Source organism: Ruegeria sp. C6 (assembly GCF_056537625.1).
Genome location: NZ_JBQFRW010000001.1, coordinates 138,077 through 161,563, shown reverse-complemented (window position 1 = coordinate 161,563; position 23,487 = coordinate 138,077). Strand labels below are relative to the sequence as shown.

Annotated in this window: 25 protein-coding genes; 6 read left to right on the top strand and 19 right to left on the bottom strand. The window is 58.1% G+C overall.

The window, feature by feature from the left end; translation table 11 throughout:
- Nucleotides 1-27: 27 nt before the first annotated feature.
- The 5 genes from ACR0MJ_RS00755 (at nucleotide 28) to pdeM (ending at nucleotide 6,016) form a co-directional block, all read left to right on the top strand.
- Nucleotides 28-879, top strand: coding sequence for a tetratricopeptide repeat protein (locus ACR0MJ_RS00755; protein WP_480758462.1), 852 nt, complete (start codon nucleotides 28-30; stop codon nucleotides 877-879).
- A gap of 3 nt (nucleotides 880-882) precedes the next feature.
- On the top strand, nucleotides 883-1,428 hold the full coding sequence (locus ACR0MJ_RS00750; protein ID WP_170404351.1) for a prepilin peptidase: 546 nt from the start codon (nucleotides 883-885) through the stop codon (nucleotides 1,426-1,428).
- 116 nt (nucleotides 1,429-1,544) lie between these two features.
- Complete coding sequence (locus ACR0MJ_RS00745; protein WP_170397365.1) at nucleotides 1,545-2,852, top strand: ATPase; 1,308 nt, start codon at nucleotides 1,545-1,547, stop codon at nucleotides 2,850-2,852.
- Nucleotides 2,853-2,901: 49 nt separating this feature from the next.
- Nucleotides 2,902-5,313: a ligase-associated DNA damage response DEXH box helicase gene (locus ACR0MJ_RS00740; protein ID WP_480758458.1), complete on the top strand. Its 2,412-nt coding sequence runs from the start codon at nucleotides 2,902-2,904 to the stop codon at nucleotides 5,311-5,313.
- Between the two features lie 40 nt (nucleotides 5,314-5,353).
- Entirely contained in the window at nucleotides 5,354-6,016 is a 663-nt protein-coding gene (gene pdeM / locus ACR0MJ_RS00735; protein WP_480758454.1) for a ligase-associated DNA damage response endonuclease PdeM, read from the top strand.
- 3 nt (nucleotides 6,017-6,019) lie between these two features.
- On the opposite strand, the gene ACR0MJ_RS00730 is transcribed toward pdeM, so the two are convergent.
- The 18 genes from ACR0MJ_RS00730 to ruvC form a co-directional block, all read right to left on the bottom strand.
- Nucleotides 6,020-6,604, bottom strand: a complete 585-nt coding sequence (locus tag ACR0MJ_RS00730) for a LytTR family DNA-binding domain-containing protein (RefSeq protein ID WP_480758450.1) — start codon at nucleotides 6,602-6,604, stop codon at nucleotides 6,020-6,022.
- 374 nt (nucleotides 6,605-6,978) lie between these two features.
- Entirely contained in the window at nucleotides 6,979-7,869 is an 891-nt protein-coding gene (gene folD / locus ACR0MJ_RS00725) for a bifunctional methylenetetrahydrofolate dehydrogenase/methenyltetrahydrofolate cyclohydrolase FolD (protein WP_170397373.1), read from the bottom strand.
- 53 nt (nucleotides 7,870-7,922) lie between these two features.
- A complete protein-coding gene (locus ACR0MJ_RS00720) occupies nucleotides 7,923-8,228 on the bottom strand; it encodes a chorismate mutase (protein WP_170404363.1) in 306 nt (101 codons plus the stop codon).
- A 57-nt stretch (nucleotides 8,229-8,285) separates the two neighbouring features.
- Complete coding sequence (locus tag ACR0MJ_RS00715; RefSeq protein WP_480758448.1) at nucleotides 8,286-9,962, bottom strand: formate--tetrahydrofolate ligase; 1,677 nt, start codon at nucleotides 9,960-9,962, stop codon at nucleotides 8,286-8,288.
- Between the two features lie 166 nt (nucleotides 9,963-10,128).
- A complete protein-coding gene (locus ACR0MJ_RS00710; RefSeq protein WP_480758445.1) occupies nucleotides 10,129-10,704 on the bottom strand; it encodes an MOSC domain-containing protein in 576 nt (191 codons plus the stop codon).
- Between the two features lie 94 nt (nucleotides 10,705-10,798).
- A complete protein-coding gene (gene ftsH, locus ACR0MJ_RS00705; RefSeq protein ID WP_170397380.1) occupies nucleotides 10,799-12,715 on the bottom strand; it encodes an ATP-dependent zinc metalloprotease FtsH in 1,917 nt (638 codons plus the stop codon).
- 77 nt (nucleotides 12,716-12,792) lie between these two features.
- A complete protein-coding gene (gene tilS / locus ACR0MJ_RS00700; RefSeq protein ID WP_480758441.1) occupies nucleotides 12,793-14,046 on the bottom strand; it encodes a tRNA lysidine(34) synthetase TilS in 1,254 nt (417 codons plus the stop codon).
- Entirely contained in the window at nucleotides 14,043-14,873 is an 831-nt protein-coding gene (ybgF, locus tag ACR0MJ_RS00695) for a tol-pal system protein YbgF (RefSeq protein WP_480760251.1), read from the bottom strand. Before ybgF ends, tilS begins: the two co-directional genes overlap by 4 nt.
- Nucleotides 14,874-14,877: 4 nt before the next feature.
- Nucleotides 14,878-15,381 carry a peptidoglycan-associated lipoprotein Pal gene (gene pal, locus ACR0MJ_RS00690; RefSeq protein ID WP_170466160.1) on the bottom strand — a complete coding sequence of 168 codons (504 nt, stop codon included), beginning with the start codon at nucleotides 15,379-15,381 and terminating at the stop codon, nucleotides 14,878-14,880.
- A gap of 86 nt (nucleotides 15,382-15,467) precedes the next feature.
- Nucleotides 15,468-16,787, bottom strand: coding sequence for a Tol-Pal system beta propeller repeat protein TolB (tolB, locus tag ACR0MJ_RS00685; protein WP_170466163.1), 1,320 nt, complete (start codon nucleotides 16,785-16,787; stop codon nucleotides 15,468-15,470).
- Nucleotides 16,784-17,887, bottom strand: a complete 1,104-nt coding sequence (locus ACR0MJ_RS00680) for an energy transducer TonB (protein ID WP_480758439.1) — start codon at nucleotides 17,885-17,887, stop codon at nucleotides 16,784-16,786. Before ACR0MJ_RS00680 ends, tolB begins: the two co-directional genes overlap by 4 nt.
- Nucleotides 17,888-17,902: 15 nt before the next feature.
- Nucleotides 17,903-18,373, bottom strand: a complete 471-nt coding sequence (tolR, locus tag ACR0MJ_RS00675; protein ID WP_480561152.1) for a protein TolR — start codon at nucleotides 18,371-18,373, stop codon at nucleotides 17,903-17,905.
- Nucleotides 18,374-18,375: 2 nt separating this feature from the next.
- A complete protein-coding gene (tolQ, locus tag ACR0MJ_RS00670) occupies nucleotides 18,376-19,071 on the bottom strand; it encodes a protein TolQ (RefSeq protein ID WP_170397391.1) in 696 nt (231 codons plus the stop codon).
- Between the two features lie 105 nt (nucleotides 19,072-19,176).
- Nucleotides 19,177-19,560, bottom strand: a complete 384-nt coding sequence (gene ybgC, locus ACR0MJ_RS00665; RefSeq protein ID WP_170404386.1) for a tol-pal system-associated acyl-CoA thioesterase — start codon at nucleotides 19,558-19,560, stop codon at nucleotides 19,177-19,179.
- Complete coding sequence (locus tag ACR0MJ_RS00660; RefSeq protein WP_170397395.1) at nucleotides 19,557-20,180, bottom strand: hypothetical protein; 624 nt, start codon at nucleotides 20,178-20,180, stop codon at nucleotides 19,557-19,559. Before ACR0MJ_RS00660 ends, ybgC begins: the two co-directional genes overlap by 4 nt.
- Before the next feature lie 64 nt (nucleotides 20,181-20,244).
- The gene (gene ruvB, locus ACR0MJ_RS00655) at nucleotides 20,245-21,264 is read right to left on the bottom strand and encodes a Holliday junction branch migration DNA helicase RuvB (protein WP_480758435.1); all 1,020 of its coding nucleotides are present in this window, start codon (nucleotides 21,262-21,264) and stop codon (nucleotides 20,245-20,247) included.
- A 16-nt stretch (nucleotides 21,265-21,280) separates the two neighbouring features.
- Nucleotides 21,281-21,958: a Holliday junction branch migration protein RuvA gene (gene ruvA, locus ACR0MJ_RS00650; RefSeq protein ID WP_170424326.1), complete on the bottom strand. Its 678-nt coding sequence runs from the start codon at nucleotides 21,956-21,958 to the stop codon at nucleotides 21,281-21,283.
- Nucleotides 21,955-22,452 (bottom strand): crossover junction endodeoxyribonuclease RuvC, encoded by a 498-nt coding sequence (gene ruvC, locus ACR0MJ_RS00645; protein WP_170404395.1) that lies wholly within the window; start codon nucleotides 22,450-22,452, stop codon nucleotides 21,955-21,957. The genes ruvA and ruvC overlap by 4 nt, the downstream gene beginning before the upstream one ends.
- Before the next feature lie 333 nt (nucleotides 22,453-22,785).
- Here ruvC and ACR0MJ_RS00640 point away from each other — a divergent pair, with 333 nt between their 5' ends.
- The gene (locus ACR0MJ_RS00640; RefSeq protein WP_170397404.1) at nucleotides 22,786-23,001 is read left to right on the top strand and encodes a DUF1127 domain-containing protein; all 216 of its coding nucleotides are present in this window, start codon (nucleotides 22,786-22,788) and stop codon (nucleotides 22,999-23,001) included.
- A 108-nt stretch (nucleotides 23,002-23,109) separates the two neighbouring features.
- On the opposite strand, the gene ACR0MJ_RS00635 is transcribed toward ACR0MJ_RS00640, so the two are convergent.
- A complete protein-coding gene (locus ACR0MJ_RS00635) occupies nucleotides 23,110-23,454 on the bottom strand; it encodes a hypothetical protein (RefSeq protein WP_480758432.1) in 345 nt (114 codons plus the stop codon).
- Between the last annotated feature and the right edge of the window lie 33 nt (nucleotides 23,455-23,487).

Below are 23,487 nucleotides of genomic sequence, written 5' to 3'. Positions count from 1 at the left end.
AGGCAGAGCAGTAAAGGACGCACAAAAATGCGCCAACCCTTCTTGATTCCGACGATGCTGGCGTGCGGGCTGGTTTTGGCCGCCTGCGCAAAGGAAACCGAAGAGGAAAAGGTTGAACGTACTTTTCAGGAAGTGAACGTTATCGACGAGACCAACCTGAATGACGTGATGCTGAATGCGGCCGATCCCAATGAGGCGGTGACCTATTTCCAAAGTGCGGCCGCCAAGAACCCCGACCGCATCGACCTGCAACGAGGACTAGCGATCACGCTGACCCGTGCCAAGCGCAGCACTGAAGCTTCCGCCGCGTGGAAACGTGTGCTGAGCATGAAAGGGGCCAACAACGCCGACCGTGTCGAATACGCTGATGCTCAGATTCGCAGCGGCAACTGGGATGGCGCAAAGGCGACATTGAACAAGATCCCCCCTACATATGAAACCTTTAAACGGTATCGGCTTGAAGCGCTGGTGGCAGATGCCAAAAAAGACTGGAATCGCGCCGACCATTACTACGAAACCGCGGTGGGCCTGACGACCCGCCCTGCCGGAGTCATGAACAACTGGGGCTATTCCAAACTAACGCGCGGGCAATATGCGGAAGCCGAGCGGCTGTTTACCGACGCCATTAGGCAGGACAATTCTATGTTCACCGCTAAGAACAACCTTGTTCTGGCGCGCAGCGCGCAAGGCAACTACAGCGTCCCTGTTGTCCCAATGACGCAGACCGAACGGGCGAAACTGTTGAACACCATGGCCATTTCAGCCGTGAAACAGGGGAATATCAACCTGGCCAAGAACCTCTATCGCGAGGCGATTTCCACCCACCCGCAGCATTATGACGAGGCGGTCCGCTCGCTTCGGGCCCTTGAGGACGCCTGATCCATGATCATACCAGCGGCAGCGGCGGCCTGGTTTCTACCTTTTGTTCTGCCGATCTGTTTCTACGTTGCCTTTACGGATATGCGTGAGATGCGGATCAAGAACCACGCTGTCGTCGCGCTGGCGGTTGTTTATCTCATCGTCGGGCTTATCGCATTGCCACCGTGGTCCGGTCCGTGGATCCCCGGCAACATCGGGCCGTTAACCCTGACCCTGCCTGTCTACGGATGGCAGCTGCTTCACATGGTTGTCGTTCTTGTTATCGGCATCGTGCTAAATGCAGCTGGTGTGATGGGGGCCGGAGACGCGAAGTTCTGTGCCGCAGCCGCAGCGTTTGTCTGGGTCGGTGACCTGATGTGGGTCATGGTGATTCTGACGGCAACTCTGCTGGGAGCGTTCTTTGCCCACCGGTTGGCGAAATACACCCGGCTGCGCCAGATCGCACCACATTGGGAAAGCTGGGATCGCGGCAAACAGTTCCCTATGGGTCTGACGCTGGCTGGCAGCCTCGTTGTTTATTTGATTTTGGGCATAATCCACGGATCGTGAACAATCATCAGCGCGCCTTGCCCGCGCCTTTGTCCTGCCACAAATCCGCGCCAAATTCTTCCAAAGCGGCCCCGCAAGGGCCTTTTGCGTGATTTTTGGATGGACGAGCCCCGCTCATGAATATGCAGACCTCCTCTGTGATTGCCCCCCCTGCCCCTAAAGGCCTGGGAGAAATGCAACTTCCGCTGGTGATGATGCGGGACATTCTGTTGAAGACCGTCTTTCGCAAGAACGTGGATACGGTCAGCGAAATTGCGGGTGCCATCTGTCTGCCCGGGTCCGTGACACAGGAACTAGTTGATATCGCACGCGAGCAGAAACTGCTTGAAGCGACCGGGACTCTGAACGCCAACTCCGGCAATGAAATGGGCTATCAGCTGACCGATGCAGGCAAGGCCCGGGCGCTGGACGCGTTGAGCCAGTCTGAGTATTTCGGCGCGATGCCCGTGCCGCTCGATGTTTACCGCGAGCAGGTCAAGCGCCAGTCGATCCGCAACATTCAAGTCACCCGCGACCAGCTAACCGGCGCGATGGGCCATCTTGTTCTGCCCGACAGCCTGCTGGATCATCTGGGCCCGGCGGTCAGCGCCGGTCGCTCAATTCTGATGTATGGCCCTCCGGGCAATGGTAAATCCTCGATCTCGAACGGCATTCGTGATGCTTTGGGGGACAACGTCTATGTTCCGCGCGCAATCGAATATGCCGGTCAGGTGATTACGGTCTACGACCCGATCGTGCACACCGCGATCGAGCAAGAAGAGGACGATCCCAACAGTCTGCGCCGTCGCAAGCGGTTCGACACTCGCTATGTTCAATGCGAACGTCCCACCGTTGTGACTGGTGGTGAACTGTCACTGAGCATGCTGGATTTGGTCTACAACCCCACCGCGCGTACCTATCAGGCGCCTTTGCAGCTGAAATCCACCGGCGGCATCTTCATCGTGGACGACCTTGGACGTCAGGCAGAGCCCCCTCAGGCCCTGATCAACCGCTGGATTGTTCCGCTTGAAGAAAGCAAGGATATCCTTGGCCTGCAATCGGGTGAGAAGTTCGAAGTACCATTCGACACGCTGGTTATATTTTCGACCAACTTCCACCCGAATGAGATTTTCGACCAAGCGGCCCTGCGCCGGATTTTCTTCAAGATCAAAATCGACGGCCCGAACCAAGAGAACTTCCTGAAGATCTTTGCCATGGTCGCCCGCAAGCGCGGTATGCCACTAGACGAGGCGGCGCTAGTGCATTTGCTGAAGGTCAAATACCCGACCATCAACAACATCTACGCAAACTATCAGCCGATCTTCCTGATCGACCAGATGATCTCAATCTGCGAGTTTGAGGGTATCCCGTATCAGATGAGTCCGGACCTGATCGACCGAGCCTGGGCCAACATGTTCGTGAAGGAAGAAAAGATCATTCACTGATCCCCTGGTCCTGGTTTCCATGGCCTGAGGGCTGCGCTAGGTTCGTCGGATGGTGCAGATTCCTCCGGCAATCCAAAACTGGTTTTCGAACAAAGGCTGGTCGATTCATCCGCATCAGCAAGAAATGTTTGAGCGGGCGAATGATCCCGCGACCCTTCTTATCGCTCCAACTGGTGGCGGCAAAACCATGGCCGGTTTTCTACCTTCCCTGGCCGAGTTGGCCGAAGGGCAGCATGACGGATTGCACACGCTTTATGTGTCTCCTCTCAAGGCGCTGGCAGCGGATATCAGGCGCAATCTGCGCGTTCCCGTCGAGGAAATCGGCCTGCCAATTCGGATCGAAGATCGCACCGGCGACACATCGGCCACGCAGAAGAAACGCCAGCGCGCCGATCCTCCACATATCCTGCTGACCACGCCCGAAAGTCTGGCGTTACTTACTTCATACGAAGATGCTCCGCGCATGTTTGCTGGGGTCCAGCGCATTGTTGTCGACGAAATACATGCACTTGCAGAAAGCAAACGGGGGGATCAATTGATGCTGGCGCTCGCACGATTGCAGACACTCTGCCCCGATCTGCGCCGCGTAGGCTTGTCCGCCACGGTTGAAGACCCCGAAGGCATCGCACGATTTCTAGCCCGCAATCCCGATCCTTGCCGAGTTATTCAGGCTGATCCCGGCCCTGACCCCGATATCTCGATGCTGCAAACACAAGAGATGCCGCCATGGTCGGGCGGTGGCGCAGCCTATTCCATCCCCGCTGTGATGGAGCAGATCAAAAAGCACAAGACGACACTTATCTTTCACAATACTCGGGCGCAGGCCGAGATTTTCTTTCACAACCTCTGGCTCGCCAACGACGACGCTCTGCCCATTGGTATTCACCACGGCAGTCTGGATCGGCAACAACGCGAACGGGTCGAGGCTGCGATGGTCAGGGGTGATCTGAGGGCAATTGTCTGCACCGGCAGCCTCGATCTGGGGATCGACTGGGGCGATGTGGATCTGGTGATCCAGATCGGCGCGCCGAAGAACGTCAAGCGGCTGGTGCAGCGGATCGGGCGCGCAAATCACCGCTACAATGCCCCTTCCAAAGCTATTCTCGTCCCAGCCAACCGGTTCGAAGTGGTCGAATGTGTTGCTGCACTGGAAGCTGTGCAAGAACATGATCTGGATGGCGACCCCCGCGGGCCAGGACCCAGGGACGTTTTGTGTCAGCATATTCTGATCGCCGCCGCAGCGGGACCCTTTGATGCAGATGCACTCTACGCCGAAATGACGGCTGCCGGGCCTTATGCGCAGATCACCCGTGCTGAATTCGATGCCTGTTTGGAATTCTGCGCCACCGGTGGATATGCCCTGCGAGCCTATGATCGGTGGCAGAGGCTTCAGCAGCGCCCGGATGGAGCGTGGCAATTGCGCGACCCGAGGGCGGCACAGCGTATCCGCATGAACCTTGGCACGATTCAGGACACCGACACGCTGAAGGTTCGGCTTAAGCGTAATCGCGGGGGCAAGCCTCTGGGTGAGGTAGAGGAGGGATTCGCGGCCTCGCTAACCCCCGGTGATACCTTTCTGATCGGTGGTCAGATCGTCCGCTATGAGGGTCTGCGAGAGATGGTGGTCGAGGTCAGCCGCCGCGCTGACCGCAAGCCCAAGATCGCGACCTTTTCGGGCACCAAGTTCGCCACGTCCACCCAGCTGAGCGACCGAATCCTACGGATGTTCGCACAGCCGGATTGGCCTCAACTGCCCGGACATACTGCCGAATGGCTGGGTCTTCAGCGCGAGATATCACGCCTGCCGCAAAGTGACCGCCTGTTGATTGAGAGCTTCCCTGACAGGGGGCGCGAGCATCTATGCGTCTACGGATTTGCCGGCCGCAATGCGCAACAGACGCTGGGCTTGCTGTTGACCAAACGCATGGAGGAAACCGGCCTTGCGCCGCTGGGATTTGTAGCCACTGACTATGCCACCTTAATCTGGGGGCTGGATGCGGTGACCGATCCGCGCCCACTATTTCAGTTGGACGCGCTACGAGAAGGATTGGAGACTTGGCTGGCGAGTAACGCCGTGATGAAACGCACATTTCGTGCTTCGGCCACAATCGCGGGCTTGATCGAACGCAACACTGGTGGGCACCGCAAGAGTGGTCGGCAGGCGACATTTTCGTCAGATATCCTCTATGACACCTTGCTGAAATACGATCCTGAACATCTGCTGATGCAAATCACCCGCGAAGAGGCCATGCGCGGGTTGGTCGATTTCGGACGGATCGAAGCCATGGTCGCCCGGATCGGAGACCGGATTGACCTGCTGCGGCTGGACCGCGTCTCACCCCTGGCGGCGCCTCTGTTCCTCGAAGTTGGCAAAGTCCCCGTCAAGGGTGAAGCCGAGGAACGCCTGCTTGCGGAAGAAAGTGCCCGTTTACTGCAGGCGGCCGGATTGCAACCGGCATAAACCACTTGCGCAATCCGCAAAATCGTATGAAGAACGGATCATGAACAAGATCGCGTTTTCATTTTCTGGCCAAGACCTGACTGCGCTTGGGTCGGGCGCACTATGGTGGCCGGAACAGGGCTTGCTCTGTGTTTCCGATCTGCATTTAGGCAAATCCGAACGGATCGCCCGCAGGGGCGGCCCGACATTGCCGCCGTATGACAGCCGCGAAACATTGACCCGATTGGCAGGTGATCTTGCCCGTACCGGTGCCACGACGGTCATCTGTTTGGGGGACAGCTTTGACGATCTCGATGCCTCGGGCGCGTTGGCTGCCGAGGATAGGCAACAGATCACCGCAATGCAGGCTGGTCGACGTTGGATCTGGATCGAGGGGAACCATGACCCCGGCCCGGTAGAAATGGGCGGCACACATCTGTCCGAGTGGGCTTGCCACGATCTAATTTTTCGCCATATCGCCCAGCAAAACAGTGCAGGTGAAGTCTCGGGCCACTACCACCCCAAAGTTAACCTGAATGCCCGAGGGCGCTCGATCACCCGCCCGGCTTTTTTGTTGGATCAATCACGTCTGATCCTTCCAGCTTATGGCGCTTACACTGGGGGGTTGCGCAGTTCAGCAGAGGCTCTGAGCGGCATCATGGCACCGGATGCGCGGGCAATTCTGACCGGCGCGCAGCCTCAACTCATCCCGATGCCCAGATAGGTTCTAGAGCAACCCGTCGTCCACGAGCTGTTGCTTGTATTTCCTGCTGACAGGAACCTGATCGCCGTTGCTTAGGTGTAAAAAGGATTTTCCCTTTTCTTTTTCGACCCCAACAATCGCCGAATCCACGACCCAGTGTGAACGGTGCGTACAATGGCCTTGTACCGGCTCCATCTCGGCAATCGCGTCGGTAAAGCGCGAGCGAATTGTAAACGTACCATCGGACGTGACCACGTCGACATAGTGATCGCGCACGGTTAACCGATAAACCTGCCCCTCGAACTTGGCAGGCAAACGATTGAAAAGACGTGGTCTGGGTTCGAATTCCGGTGCTGCGGTTTCTTCCCGCTGACGCACCAGCAAAAGTCCGGTGGCGAAGAGAAGACCATAAGGGGCGACTTTCAATATGCCCGGTGCCATCAATCCATTTAGCGTGAACAGAATCCAGGTCAGCAACCACAGCGACGGGGCAAACAATGTCAGGATCAACAGGACGAAGGCAAAATCACGCACCAGCAATCCTGATCGATTGAGCCGTTCGCGTACAAACTTTCCAGCCGACCAAGTCGCTGCAAGCGCGAGCAGCATAACACCTGTCCAGAACACCATCCGCTGACTGAATGGCAGTGTCATATCCCGAAAGGGGGCAAAGGAATACGCCAATAAAGGAATAAAAACGAGGCCCGCCACTACCCGTTGAAGGCTTATTAACGAGAAGATCGGACTCAGCTTCATCATACCAGGTAACGCACCTCGCCAAAGGTAAAACCATGAAACACGAACAGACAGGATTATAACCCCTTAAACGGCTGGAATAGAAGGATTATCACCGACCGACGCTAGGTCAAGTCAAGATGTAGTTATATAAATATCCTAATCTAATGAAAAAGGCCGGAGAGCTTTTCGCTCTCCGGCCAATTCAATCATTGACCTTGCGCCCGAATTGAACTCGGAGGTTGCAATTAGGCAGTCAGGCCTTCCGGTTCAGGCAAGCCGTTTGCGCGGCAAGCCGCGGTGAGCGTGTTCGCAAGAAGGCAGGCGATCGTCATAGGGCCAACTCCGCCGGGAACAGGGGTAATCGCACCAGCGCGTTCTGCCGCAGTGGCGTAGTCAACGTCGCCAACCAGCTTGTTCTTGCCGTCGCGTTCGATCCGGTTGATCCCGACATCGATCACGGTTGCGCCTTCCTTGATCCAGTCACCCGGAACCATCTCGGGGCGACCAACTGCGGCGACCACAATATCAGCACGGCGTACAACATCGGGAAGATCTTTGGTGCGGCTATGCGCGATGGTCACGGTGCAACTGTCGCCCAGAAGCAACTGCGCCATCGGCTTACCCACGATGTTCGACCGACCGATCACTACAGCATCCATGCCGGACAAAGAGCCGTGGTGATCGCGCAACATCATCAGACAGCCCAGCGGAGTGCATGGCACCATTGACTTCTGACCTGTTCCCAGCAGGCCCACATTCGAGATGTGGAACCCGTCCACATCCTTTGCCGGATCGATCGAGTTGATCACCAGATCTTCGTTCAGATGCTTGGGCAGCGGCAGTTGCACCAGAATGCCGTGCACCGCAGGGTCATTGTTCAGTTTGTCAATCAGCGCCAGCAGGTCCGCCTCGGACGTGTCCACATCCAGCTTGTGCTCGTACGAGTTCATGCCGACCTCGACGGTCATCTTGCCCTTAGAACGGACATAGACCTGGCTGGCCGGGTCTTCGCCCACCAGAACCACCGCCAGACCGGGGGTGATGCCGTTCTCTTCTTTCAGCTTTGCAACCTGGTCAGCCACCTGCGCGCGCACTTTGGCGGCAAAGGCCTTTCCGTCGATAACCTGCGCTACCATTCTTTGATCCCTTCTTTCACAAAACGGATCGGGCGCACTAGGCGCCCGTTTCTTCAGTCTGGGCCGAGCACGCGTTCTTCGCGGGCAATCGACCAATCAATCAGTATACGCCAGAGCTTTTCGGCAAGATCGGGGTCCATACCCAACTCATCCGAGCTCTTGCGGACGCGCTGCACCACATCTTCGACACGTTCCGGGATGCGGGCGGGCAGGCCCTCGCCGGGTTTCAGCTGCGACGCGCGGTCGATATAGGTTGCGCGCGTTACCAGCAATCCAATCAATTGGCGGTCCAGTTTGTCGATCTGAGGCCGCAATTCCTGCATCGAATGACAGTCTTGCGGAGGTATCAGAGTGGGCATTTTGGTCTCCTGAGGCCCGGGGATATCCCCGGACCACGAGATGTCTTATTTGAGCGCTTAGAACAAGCCCTCGATCTCACCTGCGTCGTTAAGGCAGATGGTTTCGGCTGCCGGTTTGCGCGGCAGACCGGGCATGGTCATGATCTCACCACAGACAACGACGATGAAACCAGCACCGGCGCTCAGGCGCACCTCACGCACCGGAACCGAATGGCCGGTGGGCGCGCCACGCAGGGTTGGGTCGGTCGAGAACGAGTACTGTGTTTTCGCCATGCAGACCGGCAGGTTGCCATAGCCCGCTTCTTCCCATTCGCGCAGTTGGTTGCGGATCTTGTTGTCGGCCAGAACTTCGTCGGCGCGATAGATACGCTTGGCGATAGTTTCGATCTTCTCGAACAGCGGCATGTCGTCTGGGTAGATCGGTGAGAAGTTCGCGGCACCATTTTCGACGATTTCGACAACTTTTTCGGCCAAAGGCGCAGAGCCGTCCGAACCCAGCTCCCAGTGACGCGACAGGATCGCCTCAACACCATGCTCGCCGCAGTAGTCCTTGACCGCCAGAACTTCGTCATCGGTGTCGGTGACGAAGTGGTTGATCGCGACGACAACCGGAACACCGAAGGATTTGACGTTTTCGATGTGGCGACCCAGGTTGGCGCAACCTGACTTCACAGCGTCAACGTTTTCCGCACCCAAGTCAGCCTTGGCCACGCCGCCATTCATTTTCATCGCGCGCACGGTGGCCACCAGCACCACTGCCGACGGAGCAATACCCGCCTTGCGGCACTTAATGTTCATGAACTTCTCGGCACCGAGGTCAGCACCAAAGCCCGCTTCGGTGACAACATAGTCGGCCACTTTAAGCGCGGTCTTGGTTGCGATGACTGAGTTACAGCCGTGCGCGATGTTCGCGAACGGGCCGCCGTGGACGAAGGCCGGGTTGTTTTCCAGCGTCTGCACCAGGTTCGGCTGCATAGCGTCTTTCAGCAGAACGGTCATAGCACCTTCTGCCTTGATGTCGCGGCAGTAAACCGGGGTCTTGTCGCGGCGGTAAGCAACGATGATATCGCCCAGACGCTTTTCCAGATCTTTCAAGTCGTTTGCCAAGCAGAGGATTGCCATGACTTCGGACGCCACAGTGATGTCAAAACCTGCCTCACGCGGGAAGCCGTTAGATACACCACCCAAGCTGGCAGTGATCTGACGCAGCGCGCGGTCGTTCATGTCGACCACACGGCGCCATGCAACGCGGCGGGTGTCTATTTCCTGCTCGTTACCCCAGTAAATGTGGTTGTCGATCATCGCCGACAGCAGCGAGTGGGCCGAGGTGATGGCGTGGAAGTCACCTGTGAAGTGCAGGTTCATTTCTTCCATCGGAACAACCTGCGCGTAACCGCCACCTGCGGCGCCGCCCTTCATGCCGAAGTTCGGGCCAAGCGAAGCTTCGCGGATACAGATCATCGCGTTCTTGCCGATGCGGTTCAAGCCGTCGCCCAGACCTACGGTGGTGGTGGTCTTGCCTTCACCTGCGGGGGTTGGGTTGATCGCGGTCACCAGGATCAACTTGCCGTCTTCGCGGTCCTGTACCGAGTTGATGAAGTCCTGGCTGACTTTGGCCTTGTCATGGCCGTAAGGCAGCAGATCATCGCTGGAGATACCCAGCTTCGCGCCGATTTCCTGAATCGGCTTTTTGTTCGCCTCGCGGGCAATCTCAATGTCGGATTTGTAGCTCATTGGGCAGGGTCCCTGATTGAATTCCGTGCAAAACCGACGCACGGGCGTCGGCGCTGCGCAACATATACTGACGTACACAACTCTGATGGCTAAGGATTCCGACATTTTCATGCCGCGAAACGGCGTTGCGAGAAATCGTAATGCGCAAATCGGAAACGGATTGAACCTATGGGTTCCAAAGGGGCTGATCCGGCACAAACAATTGCATCTTGTCGCCGCGTTTCAGAGCCCCCGGGCGTTCGACCCAAGCCGTTATCCCGCGTCGCCCTTTGGCCGCAGGTTTGAATGCCGCCCCGTAACCGGTATGATCCGCCTCGATCTCGCGGCCCGGAAGAACGCAGGGGGCGTTTTCCATGTCCACAGTGATCGTCAAACCGCTCTCGGCCTTCAACCGCGACGACGGAGGGATATGAGAGAAATCGGGAATGCCCTTCAGGACAATCGAAGCCCCAAGGTAAGACGGATCAAGCGTTGCCAACTCCATCTCAGCCGCGACATCACCCAATTCCTCTGCCGACAGCACTGACAGTTGCCGCACATTCCGGATCTCGGTGCCCTTTGGATAGAGATTCGCTACCCGAACACAGGACGCCCTATTGAGCCCCTGATGCCGTTCCCCCTGAACGCCATCAAAATTCAGATCCAAAGCGTTGACAGGCTTGGCCCGCAAAGACTGGCCTGCTGGAACATGGCCCAGCCATACCACCTCGGCTGAATATTCTGTTTCACGCAAGAATGGCATGAGGCGCCCCCTTCAATGACAGGTTAGCAGGCATAATGCCCAGCAACGCCCTGATGAAAAGAGAAAACCCGGAGGCTGGCTCCGGGTTTTGCAATTATGCAGTGGGTTCTGGTTCCATCCCGCCATCTGGCGGCGATTTCTTGGACTTGGTCTTCGGGATGGCAGTTACGCTGGGGGCGTTGCCCTCATCGGGGCTGTCACCCTCATCATCGCTTTCGGTGGGCGGTTCGCCATTCATGACGCGCTTGATCTCCTCGCCGGTCAGGGTCTCATACTCAAGCAGGCCTTGCGCCAGTCGCTCCCATTCCTCGTTCTTGTCGGTCAGGATCTTGTGCGCGCGTTCATAGCCTTGCTGGATCAGGCGCTTTACCTCTTCTTCGATCAGCTCTTTGGTATGGGCCGATACCGAGAACCCGGCGGTGTTGCCCTGATAGCCTTCATGCGCCTCGGCATAGTCGATGTTGCCGACCTTGTCGGACATGCCCCAGCGCATCACCATGGCGCGCGCCAGTTGGCTGGCCTGCATGATATCGCCCGCAGGGCCATTCGAGACGTGGTCCTCACCATACTTGATCACTTCAGCGGCTTTACCGGCCATGGTCATGGCCAGCTTCTGCTCACACTCATCGCGATGATAGTTCAGACGATCCATTTCGGGCAGCGACACAACCATACCCAGCGCTCCACCGCGCGGAATGATGGTCGCTTTATAGACCGGATCGCACAGCGGCAGTTCCAGACCCACAACGGCATGGCCGGCCTCGTGATAGGCGGTTTTTTCCTTCTGGTCCTGCGTCAGCACCATCGAACGGCGCTCAGCCCCCATCATCACCTTGTCTTTGGCGTTCTCAAAGTCCTCCATGGTGACAAAGCGACGACCGACGCGGGCGGCCATCAATGCGGCCTCGTTCACGAGGTTCGCCAGATCAGCACCCGAAAAGCCCGGCGTGCCGCGCGCGATGATGCGCAGATCGACATCGGGACCCAGAGGCGTCTTGCGCGCGTGAACGCCCAGAATTTTTTCACGGCCTTTGATGTCGGGGTTGCCGACGGTCACGTTACGGTCAAACCGGCCCGGACGCAGCAGCGCGGGGTCCAGAACGTCCTTCCGGTTGGTGGCAGCCAGAATGATCACGCCTTCATTGGCCTCGAAACCGTCCATCTCAACCAGCAGCTGGTTGAGGGTCTGTTCGCGTTCGTCGTTTCCGCCGCCATAGCCAGCACCACGATGGCGCCCCACGGCGTCAATTTCATCGATGAAGACGATACAAGGCGCGTTCTTCTTGGCTTGCTCGAACATGTCACGCACACGCGATGCACCAACACCAACGAACATTTCAACGAAATCGGAACCCGAGATCGTAAAGAACGGCACACCTGCCTCGCCCGCAATCGCACGGGCAAGCAGCGTCTTACCAGTGCCCGGAGGGCCCACAAGCAGCGCGCCTTTGGGAATCTTACCGCCCAAACGCGAAAATTTCTGCGGGTTGCGCAGGAATTCCACGATCTCTTCCAGCTCTTCCTTGGCCTCGTCGATGCCCGCAACGTCGTCGAACGTCACCCGGCCATGCTTTTCGGTCAGCATCTTGGCCTTGGACTTGCCAAAACCCATCGCACCACCTTTGCCGCCACCCTGCATCCGGTTCATAAAATAGACCCAGACACCGATCAGCAGCAGGAAAGGCAGCAGCGTGATCAGGAACGACTGGAAACCCGATTGCTGCTGTTTTTCAGCACGTACGGGGATGTTCTTGTCGATCAGCAGCTTCGTCACCTCGGCATCGGTGGGTTTGATGGTGACAAAGTCCTGATTCTCATTCGTGCGATAGCGGATCTGTTCGCCATCTAGCGTGACGCTGGTGACGTCTCCGGCGTCCACGGCGCTGACGAATTCGGAATAGGTGCGTTCATTGTTCTGAAGCGACCCGCTGGGTCCACTGAACAGGTTGAACAGTGCCAGGATCAGCAGAAACAGAACGACCCAGAAGGCGATGTTGCGAGCGTTGCCCAAGGAAAATCTCCCGAAAGGTTTCGGCAGGTGGGGACCTGCCGGGGTTGTTCCTTAAAATAGAGAGGATTGTGGCAGGTTCAATGAGATAAAATCACCGCATCGAAGTCGGACCTTTCTGGAAGCAGTTCGGCCCGCCATTCGTTTGCAAAACCGACCAGGGGTGCAGCCAGTAGATTGCCTTCGGCCCAGACCGAGGGCGTCGACAACACTGCAGCGCGAGGTTTGCCCACAGAGCGCCAGTTTTCCAGCTGCAATATACCATCCTCACCAAGCGCCCGGATTTCCGCAACTTCAGTTTTTGGCCCGGATATAATCCAACGCCTGTCCCAAGGTTCTGAGGGGCGCGCGTGCTGATTGCTGACAGCGTTTAGCTCTCTGCAAATCCAAGTTTTTTTGCTTTCCGGGATTAAAATGCATCCCCCCAGGGTGGCCGTCTGAGCAGACGAAATCGCATCCAGCACTTGATCCACCGCTTTGTGTCGCGGCGGATATTCTCCCCCTGCGATCCATGAAACAGACGCGGTCACAAGCCGACGACGGATTTCTTCGGGCAGAGTTTCGAAACCTTCGCGATCAATGCAAAGATCGCCATCCGCCACCGTCATGTACCGGAAAGCGGATTCTTGCGCGTATTGCGCCAATGCTTCACGCGCTTGCGCCATATTTTCAGCGACCCGTGATAATGACTCTGCCGTGATCCCGATTTGATTTAATCCGGAAAGTGCCTGGCGGGCTTTGATCCGGTCAAAACGAGGGTCCTGATTCGACGGATCATCAATCCACGAAATACCTTGCACAGTCAGATATTCCCGAAGATTTGAGCGTGTTGTGGACAGCAAGGGGCGCAGCAATGTGACCCGACCTTCTTTTCGCGATACAGCCATGGCCGAAAGCCCCGAAACGCCCGAAGCACGGGCCAGCCGCATCAGTACCGTTTCAGCCTGATCATCCTCCGTGTGGCCCAGCGCAACTGCCTCTAGGCCCTTCGATTCGGCCCACGCGACCAGCAACCGGTATCTCGCACGCCGCGCCTGATCCTGCAGATTTCCGGATCCATCCCACCCCTGCCATTTCAGCGTTTCATGAGGAATGCCTAAGCGCTGCACCAGTGTCGCGACGGCCAAGGCCTCTGACGCAGATTCAGCTCGCAGGCCGTGATCAACGGTCGCCGCAAACAGCTCGATCTGCTCTTGTCGCGCGATATCAACAAGTAATCGCAACAGGGCAGTCGAATCACTGCCCCCTGAAACCGCCACCCCCAGACGGCGCGGCAGTGGATCGGGCAGACCTGCCCGCAAATTGGCCCGAAGCGTATCGGCGTCAGAGGTCAAGAACAGCCCAGCGTTGCCATTTCCTGTGTGGCCGAAGCAGCTGGTGCCGATGCCGGAAATCGTACGCCAACTTCGCCGAGGGTGATGCAAGCCTGATCGGTTTGGCCCAGCTGTCCAAGCGCTGCGCCCAACTCAAACAACGCCTCGGGTGCCAGAGGTCCTTCGGAGTCGCCCGTGAAGCTGGCCAGAAAGGCGCGCGCCGCTTCGCGTGTATCGCCCACCCCTTTCAGCGCCTGCCCGCGCCGCAGGTTGGCTTGGCTCGCCAGCGGGCTGCCCGGATAGGACTGGTCGAATTGCGCAAACAGATCGGCCGCGGTCTGGAATTCTCCATCCACCAGGGCCTGCGAAGCGGCATCAAAATCCGCTTGTTCACCGACTGCAAGCTCACCCTGATCAGTGACCGTGGGTTGCGTAGGGTTGGGGGTGGGTGCCACAGCCACATCGGTCGATGTCTCACCACCCAGCGTTGAGGTTTCGCCCAGCGCGCTCAGATCACCGCCTTCAAGTTCAACCAGACGAAACTCCAAATCACCGATACGGTTGGTGCCATCGGTCACGACATTCTGCACCCGTTGGTTCAACTGCTCGGTCTGACGAGTCAGGCGCTGTAGTTCGGCCTCGATCGCATCAACGCGCTCAAGCACGGAACTGCCGGACAGGTTTGGCGCAGGGGAACCAGTGGTTGAAAACTCGCGCTTGAGACGCTGAATTTCCACATGCAGCACGGTTAATTCCTGACGGATATCCGCCAGCGTCTGCTGATCCTGTGCCTGTGCCATACCAGCGACAGTCACGACCGCCGCCAGAACCAAACCTGCAATTCGCATCATCTTACCCCAAGGTTGAACCGGTCAGCACCGTCACCGCGCGGCGGTTTTTCGAATAGCAATCCTCGGTGCTGCAAATTTCGATCGGGCGTTCCTTGCCATAGCTGACGGTGGTCAACCGGTTGCCTGCCACCCCGCGCGAGATCAGATACTCCCGCGCCGCATTGGCCCGGCGAGCTCCAAGCGCAAGGTTGTATTCGCGCGTGCCCTGCTCGTCCGCATGGCCTTCGATATTGGCGACAAAATCCGGATTCGCGAGCAGCCAATCGGCCTGCCCTTGCAGAATCGTCTGCGCCTGCGGGCTGAGCGTGGACTGATCGACTGCGAACAGGACCCGGTCACCAACTGTCTGCTGGAAATAAGCCGGTGAGCGCGGATCACTGGGTGAGCCCGGAACCAGCGCGCCGCTGCCACCAGCGCCGCCACCCAGAGCCGACGGATCATTATTGGAACAGGCCGCAATCAGGATCAGCGCCCCAATTGCCGCGACTTTGCTCAACAGTTTCATCTCAAGTGCCTCGTGTTTCGTTGTTTATTGCCGCGCTTCTATCACATTGCGGGTTTGTTGTGAACTTTACCTGCTGTCAGTTCCGATCAATTCTGCAGTGGCCCCCAAGACGGGTCGCTACCGCCATCCGGCGTTCTAACAGGACGCAAGTTACGGCCCGAAATATCCACGGAGTAAAGCGTCGATCGACCGCTTGCCCCCTGCGTTTCGCGGGTGAACATGATGACCCGCCCGTTTGGCGACCATGTGGGACCTTCGTCCAGGAACGAGGCGGTCAAAAGGCGCTCTTCGCTGCCATCCGTGCGCATAACGCCTATGTGGAAGCGACCTTTGTTCTGCTTGGTGAACGCAATCAGATCCCCGCGAGGAGACCAGACCGGCGTGCCATAGCGGCCTTGCCCAAAACTGATCCGCGTTGCCTCACCTCCGTTAGCGGGCATGATGTAAAGCTGCGGAGTGCCCGACCGGTCGCTTTCAAACACGATCCGACTGCCATCCGGCGCATAGCTTGGTGCAGTTTCAATCGCGGGCGTATTGGTCAGTCGCACGCTTTGGCCCGAGGCCAGATCCATTTTCCACAAATCCGTGTTTCCGCCTTGGGTCAACGAATAAACAATTGAACGACCATCCGGAGAGAAGCGCGGTGAGAAACTCATGGTGCCTTCCTGCGTTTTCAACTCCTGCCGCTTCACGCGGCCGACATCCAGAACGTAAATACGCGGCTGACCGGTCTCGTAGCTGGTATAGAGCAACTGGTCGCCCGTCGGTGAGAACCGAGGCGCCAGAACAATCGCTGCGCTGTCGGTCAGATACTGCACATTAGCGCCGTCGTAATCCATTATGGCCAACCGTTTGCGCCGTTGATCCTTTGGGCCGCTCTCCGACACAAACGCGACACGGCTGTCGAAATAGGCGCCCTCTCCCGTGATCCGGGTATAAACCTGATCCGCGACCTTATGCGCCATGCGCCTCCAACCGTCGGTTGTTCCTGCAAACTGCAAACCGTTGCCGAGTTCCTGCCCCGAAAAGACATCCCAAACCCGGAACCGGACCGTCAGGCGCTTGCCCGACACGTTGACCGCCCCTGTCACCAGTGCTTGAGCGTTGATCGCCTTCCAATCAGCGAACTGTACCGGCGCATCGAAACTGCTGACGCGGCTGATATATGCATCCGACGAGATTTCACGAAACAGGCCCGTTCCGGTCAGGTCAGACACGACCACCCGCGAGATATCTTGTGCATATTGTGCCGCCGAGGGACCGTCAGGCACAAAGCTTGGCACGGCAAACGGCATTGGTTCGATGATCCCTTCATCGATTTCCAGACGCAGCGGGCCACTTTGGGCGTAGGCCGAGGTCGAAAGAAGGGTCAGGCCAATTAAGAGGCTGGTCAGAAGTTTCATCATTTGATCCGCATCCTCTCGGGATTGAATGTAATCTCAATATCCTGCCATTGATCGTATTTGTCAGCAGGTAGGTCATATCCTTTAGACCCACAGCGCAAAATTGCGCGCCGCGCGGCTTCGTAGGCTTGTTTTGCTGATGCGGCCGAGCCGCCTGTACTGTCGAGTAGCTGCAAACTGCCGCCAACCACTTTGCCATCTCTGGTTAACGAAAACCCGACAACAACCACGGTTTCCAGCGCATCCGTCGACAGGGACCCGACATTCCAACACCGCGACACCGCAACCCGCATCGCGTCTTTTTCACCGCTTGTCAGTGGTGGGCCCGAAGGTTCGGTGCCATTGCCCAATGCTTCGGCCAGGGCGTCATTGATCGCTTGCTCGTTTTGCACAGGTTCAGTCGGCGCGGGCTCGGGCGTTTCTGCAACTTCAGGCTCTGGCTGGGGTGCCGGTCGGTTCGGGCGCACGCGCGGACGAGGAGAGGTTCGCGGGGCCGGATCTTCGACTTCTTCCGCCTCGGTCACGATCTCGGGCGCGGCCTCTTCCGGTGCCGTTTGATCCTGCTGTTCTTGTTGGATTTCCGCCCCTTCATCCAGCGAAACCGGAGGGGTTTCAATTTCATCCGGCTTGGCCTCGGGCGGAGGAGGAGCAATCTGCTCGGGCGCGATCTTATCCGCAGGGCTTGGTTCTGCCTCTGGGCCTGGAGGCGCAGGAAGCGCCGCCAACTCAGGCTCGGGCTCTTCAAGCGTTGGAGGCTGTTCTATCAGTTCGGGTTCAGGTGGGACTTCCACCGTTTCCGGTTCCGGCTCGGGCTCAGGTTCCGGCTCGGGCTGGGCAACCGGCTCAGGTTCGGGCGTTTCTTCCGGCGTCGGGTCCAGTATTTCGATCTTATCAGGTTCTGCAGGCTGTTGCAGTTCAGCCGGGTCAGTCGGCACCTCGGGTGCCTCGCGTTGCGCGGTCATGGCCGCAAACTGCTCAGCCGAGATCACCGAGACATCCTGTACAGCCATCGGCAACGGCTCGGACCGGAAGGTCCCGCCGATCAGCGCCCAGCCAATCAGGCTGACATGCGCAATTGCCGAAATCTTGGTGCCGGTATCCACCGCGCAGCCTCACTCTCACCCTTCGTCCAGCGTTGGCCCGCCGGTATCGGTCACAAGGCCAACGTTGGAAAACCCGCCTGCGTTCAAAGCACCCATGACCTGCATCACTTGCGCGTAGGGAATCGCGCCGTCAGCACGCAAGAACACACGGTCGCTGCTGCGCTCAGCTGCGATCGCGCGCAGCCTACCGATCAGTTCTTCGCGCAGCACATCCGTGGTCTGGATCTGCACGCGCCCATCTGCGGTCAGGGTCACAGTCAGCGGCTCTTCGTTGTCACCGGGTAAGGCACTTGCGGCAGTCTTGGGCAGATCGACAGGTACGCCGACGGTCAACAATGGGGCCGCCACCATAAAGATGATCAGCAACACCAGCATGACATCAACAAAGGGCGTCACGTTGATCTCGGCCATCGGTTGGGCGCGCCCGCGCCGCCGTCCGCGCCTACGTCCGTTCCCGCCCGAGCTTTGCTGAACTGCCGCACCCATCGTCAGCTATCCAACTGACGCGACAGGATAGTGGCGAATTCATCGGCAAAGGCCTCGTAGCCGCCGACGATGCGGTCACTGTCTGCGCTGAGTTTATTATAGAATATCACCGCCGGGATCGCGGCCAGCAAGCCAAGACCGGTGGCCAGCAACGCCTCGGCAATACCCGGGGCCACAACGGCGAGGTTTGTGTTCTGCTGCTCGGCAATCTCGATAAAGGCATTCATGATGCCCCAAACGGTGCCAAACAGGCCGATAAACGGCGCTGTCGATCCGACAGTGGCCAGAATGGGCAACCCTTTTTGCAGCCCCTCAGCCTCTTTCGCGATCGCCACGTCCATCGAGCGATCGATCCGCGCCGTCGCGCCTGCGATCAAGCCGCCATCGGTGCGGTGCGAGCGTCGCCACTCGATCATCCCCGCCGCGAAAATCTTCTCGGAACTGCCATCGGGTTGGGTTCCGATCTGCTCGAACAGCTCATCTAGCGGATTGCCAGACCAGAAGCTTTCATCGAATACCTGCGCCTCGCGCCGCGCGGCTCGGTAGTTGATCAGTTTCTGAATGATAATGCCCCAGGACCAGATGGATGCACCGATCAGCATCAACATCACCAGTTTGACGATAAAGGTCGCGCGGGCATACAGCCCCCACATGGAGAAATCGATCTCCTGCGCCAGCGCCAGCGTTTCAGCTTCCATGAACCTGCTCTTTGTTTTGCCTGATGGCCATTTGGCCTTGTTTTGCCAAACGCTAACGCAGATGGAGATGAAAAGCCAACAGAACCACCCCGGAGGCTGAAAATGTTACATCAATGCGCGAATCTCTGCCGGAAGGCGCACGGGCTTACCCTGCGCGTTCATGCAGACAGCCGTTACCTCGGCGCGGAAAATCTCGGTCTCGCCACGCTTGACCAATTGCGACATTGTCAACCGAGCGCCCGATAGCGAAACCATCTCGGTCTCGACCATCAGCTCGTCTTCAAACCTAGCGGCGGCGAGATAATCCGCCTCGATCCGCCGCACGACCCAGACAATGCCTGCGTCCCGCATCGCGTTCTGATCATTACCCAGTTTACGCACCCAGTCCGACCGGGCGCGTTCGATGAATCTCAGATAATTTGCGTGATAGACCACGCCTCCCATGTCGGTGTCTTCGTAATAAACACGGACCGGGTAGTGATGCTTCATTGCGACGGCTCCAATCTGGCGAACAAGCGCAACGCATGAGAGGGGTCCTGCGCGGCACCGGGCAGAACAGGATCGTAGGCGGCGCGGATCAAGGCCGCAATATCAGGCCGCAAGATCGTCGCGTCACCAGCAATCGCCAGAGGTGAGGCGCTGCGAAACGCAGTATCGGACCAAAGCAGGATCGTTTGCACGACCTGGTTTAGCGCCAGCGTTTCTGCCGGCACTTTCGACAGCTCTTTGTCCATGCGCAAAAACACAAATGCCGCGCGGATAGCGCCGTCATCCTCGAACCGAAATATGCGATACTGATTGGCATCGGCAGCCACCAGCCGGTCAACCAGTGGAGCCAGATCCGGGATCAGGCGATCCAGATCGGGCACGTCCAACAATTCCTGCCACTCACGGAAGAAGAACACCATGCAATTGGCACCCAGTTCGGGATCCGTCTCGGCCATCTTGTGATTTGCCAGAGTGACAACCGCCTCGAACGCACCTTTTACGGTCGACAGCGTTTCATCCTCGACACCAAACACGATGGGCACGATGGGTCTGCCCCAGCGCGCAAACAGAAACTCACCGCTATCGCGTGTGAACAGCGCCTCAATCTCATCGGGTGTCACGCCCCAGTCCTTCTTCTCGATTTAGATACGACCGCCTGAGGCTTAAAATCTAATGCGCCCCACTTCAACCAAACAGATCGCTCTGTCCTTTGGGTGCAGCCATCCCCAGATGCATCCATGCCTTTTGCGCCAGCATCCGTCCGCGCGGAGTGCGCTGGATCAGGCCTTGCTGCAGGAGATAAGGCTCGATCACCTCTTCCAGCGAATCCCGGCTTTCGGACAACGCCGCCGAGAGTGTTTCAATCCCCACTGGCCCGCCCGCATAGTTTTCGGCAATCAGCTTCAAATACCGGCGGTCGGCCCCGTCCAGACCAAGGTTATCGACCCCCAGCCGGGTCAGTGACCCATCCGCCAAGTCGCGCGTAATCCGCCCATCGCCTTCAACAATGGCAAAATCCACCACGCGTCTCAGCAGACGACCGGCGATCCGTGGTGTTCCACGAGACCTGCGCGCGATCTCACGCGCGCCTTCGTCATCCGCAGGTGCGCCCAGTTTGCGGGCATTGCGGGTGACGATCTCGTGCAACTCGTCGACCGTATAGAACTGCAGCCGGGTCGGGATGCCAAACCGATCGCGCAACGGCGTGGTCAGCAACCCCATCCGCGTTGTCGCCCCGACCAGCGTAAATGGCTGCAGCTCGATCCGTACAGTCCGCGCCGCCGGACCTTCACCAATGACAAGATCCAGCTCGAAATCCTCCATCGCGGGGTACAGCACCTCTTCGACCGCCGGGTTCAGACGGTGAATCTCGTCGATGAACAAGACATCCCGCGATTCCAGATTGGTCAGAATCGCCGCCAAATCCCCCGCCTTGGCCAGAACCGGCCCCGAGGTCATGCGGAAATTCACTCCCAACTCGCGCGCCATGATCTGCGCAAGCGTGGTCTTACCCAATCCAGGTGGACCATGGAACAGCGTGTGATCCATCGCCTCACCGCGTTGGCGGGCCGACTGGATGAAGATGCGTAGGTTGGCCCGCGCCTCGGCCTGACCAATGAATTCATCCAGCCCCTGCGGGCGCAGGGCGCGGTCATTGTCCTCGGGCATCGGTTCGGGTCGCAGGGCGGGATCAGCGTCTACCATTCAGTTACCCTTTCACTCAGCCCTTGGGGGCCAGTAGCTTCAGCGCGGCGCGTATCAGATCGGCCTCGCCCGCATCTGGCATATTAGCCGCTGCCTCGGCCACGGCCGATGCCGCCTCGGACGGTCCATAGCCCAGATTGCCCAACGCCGACAGCGCATCCGCAGAAGCAGCGGCAGCGCCCGAGGCCGGTTTGGCCACCCGTTTCGGAACAGGCGCAGGCTCGGTCGTCTCAACCACTTCAAGTGCCGGGCCATCCATCGCTTCGGTCACCGTGCCGCCCATCGCCATCACACCCGGGGCCTTGTCCTTGAGGTCAAGAACGATCCGTTGCGCGGTCTTGGGGCCGACACCCTTTGCGGCCTTCACGGCCCCCCAGTCGCCCAAGGCAATCGCGCGGCTGACACCATCGGGCCCCAGCGCACTAAGAATGGCCAGCGATACCTTCGCACCCACGCCCTGAACCGAGCACAGCAGACGGTGCCATTCCTTCTCGACCAAGGACAGAAAACCATAAAGCTGCATCAGGTCTTCGCGCACGACCATATCGGTGTAGATTGACATTGCCTCACCCACCCCCGGCAGGGCCGCCATGGTCCGGTCCGAGCAATAGACGATATAGCCGACCCCCCGCACGTCGATCAGAACGTGATCCGCCGCGCGGTAATCCAGCCGTCCAGTGAGCTTGCCGATCATGCGCGTACCTCTTTCATCCGTGCCTGCGGTGCGGCGCCATAGTAAGAATGGCAGATGGCAATCGCCAATGCATCCGCAGCATCCGCCCCTTTGGGGGAACAACCGGGCAGTTGGAGTTTGACCATATGCAGAACCTGCTCTTTTTCGGCGTGGCCGACGCCCACCACAGTTTTCTTGACGCGGTTGGGGGCGTACTCGCCAACCGGCAAACCCGCCTGCGCAAGCGTCAGAAGCGCAACACCACGCGCCTGACCCAGTTTCAGTGTACCGGCCCCATCTTTGTTGACGAAGGTCTGTTCAATTGCCGCCTGATCTGGATTGTGCTCGGCGATGACTTCGACGATTTGATTGTGTAGCGACAGCAGCCTTTCCCCCAGATCATCACCATCGGATTTGCACAATCCATTCGCAACGTGGCTCAGGCGGCTGCCATGCGATTCGATGACGCCCCATCCCAAGGTTCTAAGCCCTGGATCAATGCCCAGAATTCGCATGTTTTGTCTCGGCCTGCTCGGGTTTGTGTGATCTTTTTTCATCGACTAGCACGAAGCGTGAACATTTTCCAAGGAAATCAACTCAGGGTCCAAAACCGACATCCATGTCGCCTCTGGTTCCTCGCGGCCTGTTTGCGACCGGGTTAGGTTCGTTTTCGACGCTTTTCCGATCGAACTTTAACCAATGATTTAAGGGGTTTTCATCAATTTCGAGCGTTGCAAAAAATGCATAGGACACATGCAATTTCTGAGCTTGCGCACGGCGAAACTCATCACTAGATGCCGCTCAGATCGCAAGATCAGAGTTTAACACAAACCAGAAGGAAACAGGATATGGCTGCACTGGATACCACCCGCACCACCACTGGCTCATTCGGCCTCGTCGGCCGTATCGGCGCACTTTTTGCATCGGTTGTAAACGCCGTTGTTGAATGGAATGACGCCCGCGCAACCCGTAACGCGCTGAACGGTCTTTCTGACCGCGAACTGGACGATATCGGACTATGCCGCGGCGACATCGACGTTGTCGCCGAAGGCCGCCGTTACTGAGATAACGGACTACCGCATACGCCCCTTCCTCCTCCCTGTGGGGCAAACAGAAACACCGCACGCCGTGAGGCATGCGGTGTTTTTATTAGGAGGGTGCAAGATATCCGATTAGAACCATAACTTGTTCAGTTGGCTCGAGAAAAACGCGGTCACCGGATCGGCCTGCATGATCCAGGCGCCAGCTTTCTCAACCGGCGTGCCCTGATTCAGGCTTTCAACACGCGTTTCGTACGCAGTCGGGCCAAGATGGGACAGTAAAAAGGCCTTGAATGCAAAGAAGCCAATCAGACACAGCAACAAAACCCTCGCTGAAACTGCTGAACGCATACGCTGTGGTTTCATCACCACCAGCCCGTCTGAGCGCAACGTGGCACGATAGCCGCGGCTGAGTTTCTGATGCTTTTTGTTCAAACGCGAGATGCGTTGATCGAATTCGAGTTGTTTTCCTGTCATGGCAGCCTCCGATAACCGCCCCCCCGAGTGCAT